Below are 12,038 nucleotides of genomic sequence, written 5' to 3'. Positions count from 1 at the left end.
AAATGAAAACTATTTTAAGATATAGCCTGTTACTGGTGGTTTTACTGGCATTCGGTTCTTGCAAAGATATGTTGGATATCAAGCCGGTGCATAGCATGATGCCGAAATCGCTGGAAGACTATGAGGCTGTTCTATTGGGCGGATACCCAAGGACAGATTTCTTTATCAAGACAGAGATGTTGACGGATAATATATATGCGAATCTAAATGCAGAGGTTCAACCTACGCAGGAGAACGAGCGTTGGTTTACTTTCGCACCCTCACTTTTACCACCGGAATCACTTGTGGATCCGTACTGGGGGCAGCTTTACAAGAGTATCTATTACGCAAATACGGTCTTAGATAACCTAAAGAAACTGGAGGCTACGCCACTTCAGCAGCAACTTTTTGAACAGGTTCAAGGGGAAGCGTATGCATTGCGTGCATTTAGTTATTTCTACCTGATTAATTTTTATGCGGATGTGTATTATGTAAAAAACTTGAATGCGCCAGGCGTCCCGATGCCTTTGACCGCAGACGATGTAAATGCGAATGCTGGAAATAATGTGCGAACACCTGTAGGAGATGTCTGGAACCAGATTGTAGCTGATATTGATAAGGCGAGCCAGCTGTTGTCTGGAAAGAAGATCACCGATCGCTACCGTTTTTCATCCAATACATTGGAACTCTTCAGGGCGCGTGTAGACCTTATGATGGGGAATTATGAATCGGCTATAGCACATGCTAAAACTGTTATTGATTTCTATCCTTTGGCCGATCTTTCGGGATTAGAGAAACGTTTGGCGGAAAGTGGCGCCAAAAATGTGTTGACTTATATATATGGCTTTGTGGATACCCAAGCAAATAAAGAGCTATTGTTTTTTACTGGCGGTAGGGCTGGAACCAACCCTTATTATTATGCAACGGGTTCGATGAAACCTTCTTTGGATTTGTTGGCATTAACAAAGCGTTACGGGGAATTAACAGATTATAGACAGTTTATTTTTGATCCATTTGAAGAGAATGCTGTTCAAGCAATAAAAACGGGGAAGACTGTTTACAAGATGTACGCGAGTCAGGATTTGATTTGGTACTATGTCGGGTTTAAGGCAAGTGAGGCTTATCTTATTCGGGCTGAGGCACAGGCTAGATTGGGTAAAGATGAGCTTGCCTTGAAAGATATAAACCAAATTTTAGCGAGCCGTATGCGTAAGGATTTTGTCGTAACGTTGAAAGCAACTGACTTTGCAAATAATGCGGCTGTGTTGGATCGGATCTTAGCAGAGCGCCGGTTGGAGTTGGGGCTTGATGCAGGTTTACGATTTATGGATTTACGCCGGTTAGGAAAGCCTGAGATCCAACATGTGTTTAAGGATGCCCGGGTGTATACCTTGGCGAAAGATGATTCACGCTATTTGATGCAGATTCCACCTTCTGAGTCTGAGAATAGCCCTAATATGCCTTTAAATCCAAGATAAAATGAAACAAAACAAAATACTTTTTTATGCTTTTATGGGGGTTCTGTTGTTGAACTTTACATGGACTAGTTGTACTAAAGAAGCCAGTATAGTGCCTTCTGAAAGCTTAGGTTTTGAACAGCAGTTCAAACCAAAGGAGGATGCGAACCCGATTGAGAAATCTTTATTTAACGACTACAATGTTTGGGTACGGATGGATTTTAACGAGTCGCGAGAGGTATATAACGCTTATCTGGGACAGGATGTAAATAACGCTCGTTTTCCAGCACAAAAAGTCGATCAGAATATGCGGCAGAGTGCTTATGTATATATGCAAACGCTACTGTCTAATGTTTCTAAGGTTTATGCGCAACAGGTTATGCCTAACGAGGTTTTCTTTGTGAAAACGTATGGACATCCTGCTTATGGCTATCAGTTTAATGTTATTGCTCGGAATAGACTGGCTTTTGTTTGGCCTAATGCCACTTATGGTGCACAGCCTGTAGTGGATCCCGACACACACTATTACAGAGATTCGGTATTGACGAAAGCGGTGTGGGATAATCTGAGTAGAATGATAAGCGATCGTATTACGGAAGAGATACCAGGGTTTGAAAAAATTGGTAAACCGTATGATGGTGGAGCTGCATTTACAAAGATTCGTGATCAGTATTTTATTGATTATGACTTGGCCAAAAGAAATAGAGATTGGCAGACATTGGCTGACCAAGGGGGGTATCTAGACGCATATTCTTCTGCATCCTTTAAGGATGAATATGCGGCTTTCTTCAAACTTATTTTATTAGAGTCTTATGCAAATATCAATAAAAATTATTTAGAAGGAAATGCAATGCGCAGACAGAAGTATGATTTGTTTGTGAAATATTTTCGAGACACCTACAACTGGGATATCCAGGCAGCGGGAAACAAATACCGTGAAATGCTAAGTAGCTTTCAGTAAGAGGATAGCGGGTATAAAAATAGGCCATCAAGTATAAATAAAGGATTAAGTAAATAGATAGTATGAAAATTTTAAAAATGATGCTGTTGTTAGCCCTTCCGGGTGCAGCAGTTGCGCAGAAATCAAATTTTGCAATTGACGGTAAGATCCAACAACCGCAAAAAAATGGACAGATATTCCTGTCTATCCGTACGCCAAACAGTCAGCTATTGGACTCGGTAAAGGTAACTAATGGAAGTTTTGCTTTCAAAGGAGAGGCAAATGGTCCTACGATGGTTTATATTGTTTACGATCAGGAGAATAAAGGTTGGGACAATATTGGCAGAAATGGTGACATGATTGGTTTCTATGTCGATAAGGGCAAGACAACGATCCTGGCTAAAGATTCGGTGAAGACGGCCGCGATCAAAGGGAGTGCATTGCAAGATGCGCATGTTGCGTATAAAAACCTGTTGAAGGAGTCTGAGGATGGTATCAATGCTATTAATTTAAAATATAGCAGTGCCACTCCTGAACAACGTAAAGACGAATCGTTTGCAACACCATTGCGGGAGCAGTACATGAAATTTGCAGATAAGAAGAAACAACTGCAACAAGATTATATTGCGAAAAATCCATCTTCTTATTTCAGTTTGTTAGCGATTCAAGATCAGTTGTATTCGGGGTCCGAAATCCTCGCTTTAGAACCTGACTTTAACCGTTTATCCACCGCTGTCCGTGATTCCGAAGCGGGACAGGCTTTTGCCAAACAAATTGCGGCTGCAAAAGCGACTGAGGTGGGAGTGTTAGCGCCTGATTTTACGCAGAACGATGTGAACGACAATCCCGTCAAGTTATCTGACTTTAGAGGGAAGTATGTGCTATTGGATTTTTGGGCGTCATGGTGCGGTCCTTGTCGTGCAGAGAATCCTAATGTCGTAGCAGCGTATGCGAAGTTTAAGGATAAGAATTTCACTGTTTTAGGTGTTTCTTTAGATCAACCAGGTAAGAAAGATTTATGGTTGAAAGCAATCGAGGCTGATAAATTGACTTGGACGAATGTGAGCGATTTAAAGTTCTGGAATAATGAAGCGGCGAAGTTGTATGGTGTCCGTGGTGTGCCTCAAAACTTTTTGATCGGTCCGGATGGAAAGATTGTAGCGAAGGATTTGCGTGGTGAAGCGTTGCATGAGAAATTGGCAGAATTATTATAGTAGACGAATGAATAGACAAATTATGAGAAAGATAAAGGCAGCAGCAGTGCTGTCTTTTTTTTCCGTTCTTGGCGTGCAGGCGCAAGACGGAGGTAAAGTTGTGCTGGAAGGAAGGGTAGATCGGAAGTTTGATAATACGAAGGTGTTCCTATATAATAACATTACAGGAGAAAATGATACAGCTGTTGTGCGTGATGGTGCGTGGCGGATGGAAAGACCTTTTTCTGGTCCTACGCGGCACATGCTGGCCGCGGAAGCGGAGTCAAAAAAACATGGTGGTTATGCTCCTTTCGGAATTTTGATCGGTGAGCCTTCCAAGATTATTATTGAAGGTGATCTGGAGTCTTTTTATACGGCTCAGGTTTCAGGATCCAAAGCACATGATGTGCTCAATGCGTACAACCGATTGGTAGGCGAAACAAATGAAGCGGAAGCGTTAATGACGGTGGTACGTAACCATCCTAATTCTTTTGCGTCGGCTTTTATTCTGGAGCGTTATGGGAAGGCATTGACGCCCGAGCAAGCTTTAGCTTGTTACGAAGGCTTGTCGGACGCGGTGAAAAAAACGGATTATGGAAAGTCTGCCGGAAATCAGATTCAGGGGGCTTTACTTTCTAAGGAAGGTGCGCTGGTAAAGAATTTTAGTTTACCGAATGAAAAAGGAGAGAACATTGATTTTGCAGTGTTTAAAGGGAAATATATTCTGTTGGATTTTTGGGCATCCTGGTGTGGCCCTTGTATAGAGGAGTTCAAAACGTTACGTGAGGTCTATGCACAATACAAAAAATCAGCGCCTTTTGAAATTGTTAGTATCTCTACCGATAAAAGTGAGGGTGCATGGAAAAAAGCGTTACAAAATCAGCAGCTTCCTTGGGTGCAGCTGCATGACCTGCCTGGGGATCAAGCGGTCGCCTCAAAGCGGTTTGCTGTAACAACATTACCGACTACTTTTTTGATCGACCCGGAAGGTAAGATCATAAAGAAGAATATCCGTGGAAATGATCTTAAGGTTTATTTGCAGGAGTTGTTTTCTAAGTAGGAGTAACTTTTAGGCTTTTTGTCTCCCTATTGTTGTGTAAGCAAGTGATGGGTGGAGTGAAAGTCGTTATACTTGAAATTTATTTAATGATAAATTGAAAACGTAGGAGTCTAAACCCTACGTTTTTTTTGTTTCGTGCTATGATATTTTACTTTCTTGTTAATTGTGCTGTTGAAACTATACTTTTTTTACTTACCTTAGATTTTATAATATCAAGGGGTCTGCCATGATTTTTTGATACGAACTAACCTTTTTCATTGCTAACAGTTGGAAAGATGACGTCGCTTAATTCCGATAAAATCCTTTTTGATAAGTACTATAAACAACTATGCTATTTTGCATGGCAGATGGTACGTGATCAAAATTTGGCGGAAGATTTGGCACAAGATGCATTTGTAGCTTATTTCCAGCGAAAGAATACCGTATCGATTGATGAAACGGCAATTAAATCCTTTCTTTATTCCTCTGTGAAATTTTCGGTCTACAATCGACATCGTAAAAGTTTAACGGAACGAAAATTTTGGCAACGTATTGGTTTTAAAGAAACTGATGATGTTGATTATGAACATCAAATTATAAGAGCTGAATTTATGGCTGCGTTGGCAGAAAGTATGGCAAAGTTACCAGAAGGTTGTCGAATGGTAATGACCATGAGCTTTGTGGATGGCTTGTCAAACGATGAGATTGCATCACAATTGGCATTAAGTGTAAATACAATTAAGACGCAAAAACAACGAGGACTGAATTTTTTACGTAAAAACTTACGTGCTGACTATTTCTCAATTTTATTCGCATTTTTTCTCACGACAGTCAGGTAAATTTTTTTTATTTTTTTTGTCACCCCAATTCATGATTTAGGTTTCTTACATCCAGATTATGAATAAAACCTCATTTGCCATATCGTCCATTCTGATTAAATGCTATCAACGCGAACAGCTTTCTAGTTCGGAGAATAACATATTGCAGGCTTGGCTATTAGAGAAAAATGGCCAAAATAAGCAACTTTTTGATGAACTTATGGCTAAAGAAGGAGATAGAGAGACGAATTGGTTGGCTTCTATGGATCAGGAAAAGGCGTGGGAACGTATACAACATAAAAGAAAACCCCAAAAGCGAAAAACTATCATTTGGTCTGCCGCCGCCATGTTGGCTGTTGTGTTTGCTTCTGCAGTTTATTGGTATATAGGGGGAACATCAAAACCTGTCGACAACCCACGTTATGTAGAAAGTACAAATACAAAATATAAAAATGACGTCCTGCCGGCTAATCTTGGCGCACATATCATCTTAGCTAATGGAGAGGAGATCGCGGTGTCGGATACTTTGAGAGTTGCTGTCAACGGAAACATGATGAGCCATGGAGAGACAGAGGTTATCCCTTCTGTTCATGCTCCCACTGCGTTGAATACCTTGGTTGTACCTGCGGCTAATTTCTTTAAAATATCGCTTGCAGATGGAACCAATGTATGGGTTAATTCCAGTAGTGAACTTCGTTTTCCAGCACAATTTGCGAAGAATGAGCGACGTGTTTTCTTAAAAGGAGAAGCGTATTTTGAGGTTGCAAAAGATGCTTCAAACCCCTTTTATGTGGAAACAGGAGACATGAAGGTGCGAGTATTAGGTACGCATTTTAATGTTTCAGCGTATGAACAAAGAAATAAAACAACCCTTCTAGAAGGCAGTGTCGAAGTGACTAGCGCAACAAAATCGGTGGTTATTGCTCCTGGGCAAAGCGCAGAATGGACGGAGGGGAGCCTTCGCGTACGAAAGGCAAACCTTCAAAAAGTTATGGCTTGGAAAAATAATGAGTTTTTCTTCCAAGAGGATAATATCGTCAGTATTGCCAATCAGTTAAAGCAATGGTACGACCTGGATATTTCCTTGACTAAAGAAGTGTCATTAACCGAAACTTATTCCGGTGAAATACGTCGTGATGTACGGTTGTCGGAGGTCTTAAAGATGCTTGAATTCGTTAGTAAATTAGATTTTACACTAGACAAGAATAAACTATTAATCACTAAAAAATAAACGATATGGAAAAACGATACATATAGAAATAAAAAACAGGAGTGTTCCAGCACCCCTGTTAAACATTAAGTTAAATAGAATACTAATCTTACACATTAACCCAATTACTCAAATGTATGAATAACTTCTCATTTGGCAAAGTCCTTAGTGGCTGTAAAGCAGTGCCTTTGCCAATAATTCTCCGAATTATGAAATTAACAACCGCTCTATTGTTGGTTTTTATGACTTCGGTTTATGCCGAAGGGAACGCCCAAAAGGTTACCCTATCCCTTCGTAATGCTAAACTGGAAGATGCTTTTAAACAAATTAGCAAACAGACAGATTACAAATTTCTGTACAGTGATGAGGTTCTAAAACGATCTTCACGTGTGACGATGGATGTACGGAATTCAAGTCTTTTGGAGGCACTCAATATGTTGCTGCCCGGCAGTAAGTACTCGTATAAGATTATTGCTGAAACCATATCAATAACATATAAAGAAGCGTCTCCTACGGTAGATCCTGTTACTGCTGAAGAACAAAACCGTATTACCGGTAAGATCACAGGGGAAGAAGGAAAACCATTGGCAGGAGTGACCATCACAATAAAAGGGAGTGCTATTTCTGTGATGTCCGATCAAAATGGTGATTTTTCTATCGCAGCACCAAATGGTGCCACGTTAGTCTTTCGATATGTTGGATATTCAGATCGGGAAGTTGCTATTGGAAACCGGTCAGCTATTAACGTACAAATGAAACTAGAGCAAAGCGAAATTGAAGAGGTGGTTGTTACTGGTATGGGAATGCGTGTCGACAAGCGTTTGTTTACAGGGGCAACTTCCAAGGTGTCGGGTGCAGATGCACAGATTGGAGGTTTGCCTGATCCTAGCCGTGGCCTTGAGGGAAGGGTTGCGGGTGTTTCTGTACAAAATGTTAGCGGTACATTTGGTACAGCGCCTCGTATCCGTGTGCGTGGAGCAACTTCTATTTATGGTAGTTCTAAGCCGTTGTGGGTTGTCGATGGTATGATTGTCGAAGATGTTGCCGACGTAAATGCGGATCAGCTATCCTCGGGAGATGCCTTAACATTGATTAGTTCTGCTGTAGCGGGGTTAAACGCCAATGACATTGAATCTTTTCAGATTTTGAAAGATGGTTCGGCAACTTCCATTTATGGTGCCCGTGCTATGGCAGGGGTTATCGTAATAACAACAAAGCGAGGGTCCTCAGGAAGAAGCTCTGTGAACTATTCAGGAGAATATACTTCTCGCGCTATTCCACGTTATTCGGAGTTCAATATCATGAACTCGCAGGAACAAATGTCGGTGTATCAAGATATGTACAATAAAGGATATTTGCGCTTGGCAGAAACATCAAATGCTTCATCAAGTGGGGTCTACGGTAAAATGTACGATTTGATAAATAAAGGACAACTATACAATGATCTTTTTGGAGATCAAAAAAACGTTAACGCTTATTTGAGAGAAGCGGAGTACCGCAACACGGATTGGTTCAAAGAGTTGTTCAGTACGGGCTTGCAACATAATCACTCCGTTAGTATGGCTTCAGGTAATGAGAAATCTCAATACTATAGCTCTGTAAGTGCTTTGGTAGATCCAGGCTGGACGAAACGCAGTGGTGTAAATCGGTATACGGCAAATTTGAATGCCAACTATAATATCCTACCTACGCTGAAGTTAAATTTGATTACTAATGGCTCATACCGGGATCAGCAAGCTCCTGGGACACTAGGACAGGCTACTGATGTCGTGTTTGGTGAAGTGAAACGAGATTTTGACATTAACCCGTATTCTTATGCAATGAATACATCTAGAACTTTAGACCCAAACACCTACTATGTCAGAAATTATGCCCCATTTAATATTTTGAATGAGTTGACTAACAATTATATGGATATTGACGTAGCCGAATTGAAGTTTATGGGTGATTTAAAGTGGAAGGTGATCCCTGGATTGGAACTTGGAGCTTTCGGAGGTATCCGTTATCAGTCCTCAGCGCAGCATCACCATGTAAAAGATCAATCTAATCAAGCAACGGCATATCGTTGGATGCCTACCACGGCAATAAGAGACACCAATCCGTACTTGTATAAAGACCCTTCAGATCCATATGCCATCCCGGTAACGGTTCTTCCTGAAGGCGGGATTTACAACCGTACCGACCATAAAATGATGGATAAACTTCTTCGTTTTACAGCACAGTTTGACAAGACTTTTAATAAACACGCGCTAGCTATTTTTGGTGGTTCTGAAATTAGCGATATCGCTCGTAATAATTCATGGTTTCGTGCGTGGGGAATGCAGTATGACTTAGGAGAAAGTCCATTCGCCAATTACCTTGCTTTCAAGAGAGGACAAGAAGAGAACTCGCATTACTATTCAATGGGTAATACAGCTTTTAGGCAGGTTGCTTTCTTTTCTACGGCGACCTATTCTTTTGACGGAAAGTATGTCTTGAATGGTACGGTACGTTATGAAGGAGCCAATAAGTTAGGGAAATCTCGTTCCGCTAGATGGATGCCTACTTGGAATATTGGCGGTTCCTGGAATGTTCATGAAGAAGACTTTTTTCAGGCATGGAGGCCAACCTTGTCTCACTTTACACTGAAAGGGTCGTATAGTTTAACCGGTGATAGAGGACCAACCAATGTGACGAATTCAAATATTGTTATTGAATCCTATACTCCTTGGAGACCAGGTACGCTTGATAGTGAGTCGGGCCTACAAGTCAAAGATCCGAAAAATGGTGAATTAACGTACGAAAAGAAGCATGAGTTGAATGTAGGAACATCAATGGGCTTTTTTGATAATCGATTAAATGTTGAGTTCGATTGGTTTACGCGAAACAACTTTGACTTGATTGGTATTGTGAATACCCAGGGACTCGGTGGATTTATTTCGAAATTTGGAAATGTTGCAGAAATGAAATCAAAAGGTCTGGAACTTGGTCTTACAGGATCTATTGTGAAAAAGGATAATTTTCAATGGACGTCCAGCTTTTTCTATACACATGTAACAACTAATGTAACCAAATTGGACACGCGGAGTCGTGTTATAGATCTAATTACAGGTACTGGTTTTGCTACCGTAAATCGTCCTGTTCGTGGTTTGTATTCTATTCCTTTTGTAAACATTAATAATGAAGGATTACCTGTTTTCATTGGACAGGAAGGTAAGGAAACAACTACTGATATTTATTTCCAGGAACGGGAAAAGATGGGATTCTTAATGTACGAAGGAGCAATAGACCCTACTGCCTATGGTAGTTTCCGTAACGTTTTTCGTTATAAAAACTTTGCGTTAGATGCATTTATCACCTATTCATATGGAAACGTTGTACGTTTAGACCCTGTGTTCAAAAACAGTTATTCTGACTTAACATCTTCTACGCGTGAGTTTGCTAATCGTTGGATGGTTGCCGGAGATGAAGAGAAAACAAATGTGCCAGCTATTGCCTCACTACGTCAGAATAATGTCTATGGCGGAAACTTAAAACATGCGTACAACGCTTATAATTACTCATCGGTTCGAACGGCTAAAGGCGATTTTATTCGTGTGAAAGACGTGTCTTTATCCTATGATTTTCCTAAACATTTCATTGAACCTTGGAAGTTAAACTCCTTGGGATTACGTTTCAATGCGACCAATCTGTTTTTGATTTATGCGGATAAGAAGCTGAACGGACACGATCCGGAGTTTATGAATGCTGGTGGGGTGGCTGCGCCAATTCCAAGACAGTATACCTTGACTTTACGTGTCGGTTTGTAATGGTTGTTGATATTAAGTTATGTAATTATGAAAGTAAGAAAAAATAGATATATTATCGCTTTCCTAACTTTAAGCTTAGGGTTTAGCGCATGTAATAAGTATCTCGATGTGATGCCCGATAATAGAGCGGAGCTTAACACCGAAACGAAAATTGATAAACTTCTAGTTTCTGCATATGCAGAGTCTTCCAATCTAAGTCTTACCGAGTTTTCGTCCGACAATGTGGATGACTATGGTAGTAGTAATCCGAATAGTGAACGTTTGTTAGAGGAAATCTTTCGATGGAAAGATGTTAGCGAGACAGGACTCGATAGTCCCAAAGAGTTGTGGGAGTCTAGTTACAAAGCGATTGGAAGTGCAAATCTAGCGCTTGAAGCAATTGCTGAGCTCGGAAACCCTTCCTCTCTTGACGCTCAGCGAGGAGAAGCGCTGGCCGCTCGAGCTTTTAATCATTTTGTATTGGTTAATACTTTTGCTCAACATTATACCAAAGGAAATGCAGCGACTGATTTAGGGATTCCGTATATGTTTAAATCAGAAACTACTCTGAACCCGCAATATACACGGAACACCGTGAAGGAAGTGTATGATTTTATTGTGAAAGATCTGGAAGAAGCGCTTCCTTTAATTGACGATGCTTCTTATGGTTCCACGCCAAAATTCCATATGAATCTAGCTGCAACAAATGCACTAGCTGCGCGTGTCGCGCTTTACATGCAGAATTGGGAAAAAGCGCTACAGTACGCCGATGCTGCGATAGGAACAAACCCAGCTCCGATATTGCGTAACAATAGAGGGATTGCAGCAAATGCGGTAAGTAGCGTGACAGGATTAGCTGTATTTTATAACGCCAGCTCTGAGAAAGCTAATCTAATGCTACAAACATCATTCTCTAATCAGGGCTTGTATTTTGGTGCGTATTATGTTGGCTCTAGATATAGCCATGGAGCCCTTATTTCTAATACGGAGACTTTCCTTTCCGATGCGCCTTTCGGTGTCAGGAGCTCAACAGGATATATACCACGTGTTTATGTGTATGGAGGAACTAATTTGGATAAAAATTTAGTAGCTCGGGTTTCCTATATGTTTGAATTTACCGATCCTGTGGCGCAAATTGGTTTCCGGCATGCGGTACATGCTCCTTTTACGACGGAAGAAACGATGTTGGTACGTGCAGAAGCTTTAATCCACCTAAAACGCTTTGATCAAGCTGTCACGGACATGAAAAGATGGGTCGATAATACCTTAGCTGCTCCGCCAGCTACTTTTTCTGTGGCTAGTATCAATACTTGGGGAAACCGACTGGCTTATCATACGCCAAAGATGCCAACGCCAAAGAAGAAATTTAATACTGAATTTACTGTAGAAGCAGGAACTCAAGAGAACATGCTGCACGCGTTACTTTTTATTCGTCGTTTGGAAACCATGCATTTGGGACTTCGTTGGTTTGATGTAAAACGTTACGGAATCGAAATTGAAAGACGTGTCCTCACCTCGGGTGGAGAGGTTGGTTCGGTGGAAACGGCAACTAAATTGGTTGCACGGGATAACCGCCAGGCCATTCAGCTTCCGCAGGAAATTATAAGTGCAGGTTTAACTCCTAATCCAAGATAA

General features: G+C 40.9%; 8 protein-coding genes. All 8 read left to right on the top strand.

Translation table 11 applies throughout. The features are described from left to right. Positions 1–2 precede the first annotated feature (2 nt). The 8 genes from B9Y69_RS08055 (at position 3) to B9Y69_RS08020 (ending at position 12,038) form a co-directional block, all read left to right on the top strand. Entirely contained in the window at positions 3–1,457 is a 1,455-nt protein-coding gene (locus B9Y69_RS08055) for a RagB/SusD family nutrient uptake outer membrane protein (protein ID WP_085472418.1), read from the top strand. A gap of 1 nt (position 1,458) precedes the next feature. Next, positions 1,459–2,397, top strand: a complete 939-nt coding sequence (locus tag B9Y69_RS08050; RefSeq protein ID WP_085472417.1) for a hypothetical protein — start codon at positions 1,459–1,461, stop codon at positions 2,395–2,397. Between the two features lie 62 nt (positions 2,398–2,459). After that, positions 2,460–3,590, top strand: a complete 1,131-nt coding sequence (locus tag B9Y69_RS08045; RefSeq protein ID WP_085472416.1) for a TlpA disulfide reductase family protein — start codon at positions 2,460–2,462, stop codon at positions 3,588–3,590. Positions 3,591–3,612: 22 nt separating this feature from the next. Continuing rightward, positions 3,613–4,629: a TlpA family protein disulfide reductase gene (locus tag B9Y69_RS08040; protein ID WP_159451824.1), complete on the top strand. Its 1,017-nt coding sequence runs from the start codon at positions 3,613–3,615 to the stop codon at positions 4,627–4,629. A gap of 275 nt (positions 4,630–4,904) precedes the next feature. Further along, positions 4,905–5,447: an RNA polymerase sigma-70 factor gene (locus B9Y69_RS08035; RefSeq protein ID WP_085472414.1), complete on the top strand. Its 543-nt coding sequence runs from the start codon at positions 4,905–4,907 to the stop codon at positions 5,445–5,447. Between the two features lie 58 nt (positions 5,448–5,505). Then, a complete protein-coding gene (locus tag B9Y69_RS08030) occupies positions 5,506–6,657 on the top strand; it encodes a FecR family protein (protein ID WP_085472413.1) in 1,152 nt (383 codons plus the stop codon). Positions 6,658–6,845: 188 nt separating this feature from the next. Continuing rightward, positions 6,846–10,424 carry a SusC/RagA family TonB-linked outer membrane protein gene (locus B9Y69_RS08025; protein ID WP_085472412.1) on the top strand — a complete coding sequence of 1,193 codons (3,579 nt, stop codon included), beginning with the start codon at positions 6,846–6,848 and terminating at the stop codon, positions 10,422–10,424. Between the two features lie 27 nt (positions 10,425–10,451). After that, entirely contained in the window at positions 10,452–12,038 is a 1,587-nt protein-coding gene (locus tag B9Y69_RS08020; protein ID WP_085472411.1) for a RagB/SusD family nutrient uptake outer membrane protein, read from the top strand.

Origin of the sequence: Sphingobacterium psychroaquaticum, from assembly GCF_900177625.1 — a bacterium.
Lineage (GTDB): Bacteria > Bacteroidota > Bacteroidia > Sphingobacteriales > Sphingobacteriaceae > Sphingobacterium > Sphingobacterium psychroaquaticum.
This window is presented reverse-complemented; position numbering and strand designations above follow the sequence as displayed.

Bases quoted from the DNA above. Each gene is read 5' to 3' on its own strand.
- B9Y69_RS08055 (WP_085472418.1), top strand. From the start codon at position 3: ATGAAAACTATTTTAAGATATAGCCTGTTACTGGTGGTTTTACTGGCA.
- B9Y69_RS08050 (WP_085472417.1), top strand. From the start codon at position 1,459: ATGAAACAAAACAAAATACTTTTTTATGCTTTTATGGGGGTTCTGTTG.
- B9Y69_RS08045 (WP_085472416.1), top strand. From the start codon at position 2,460: ATGAAAATTTTAAAAATGATGCTGTTGTTAGCCCTTCCGGGTGCAGCA.
- B9Y69_RS08040 (WP_159451824.1), top strand. From the start codon at position 3,613: ATGAGAAAGATAAAGGCAGCAGCAGTGCTGTCTTTTTTTTCCGTTCTT.
- B9Y69_RS08035 (WP_085472414.1), top strand. From the start codon at position 4,905: ATGACGTCGCTTAATTCCGATAAAATCCTTTTTGATAAGTACTATAAA.
- B9Y69_RS08030 (WP_085472413.1), top strand. From the start codon at position 5,506: ATGAATAAAACCTCATTTGCCATATCGTCCATTCTGATTAAATGCTAT.
- B9Y69_RS08025 (WP_085472412.1), top strand. From the start codon at position 6,846: ATGAAATTAACAACCGCTCTATTGTTGGTTTTTATGACTTCGGTTTAT.
- B9Y69_RS08020 (WP_085472411.1), top strand. From the start codon at position 10,452: ATGAAAGTAAGAAAAAATAGATATATTATCGCTTTCCTAACTTTAAGC.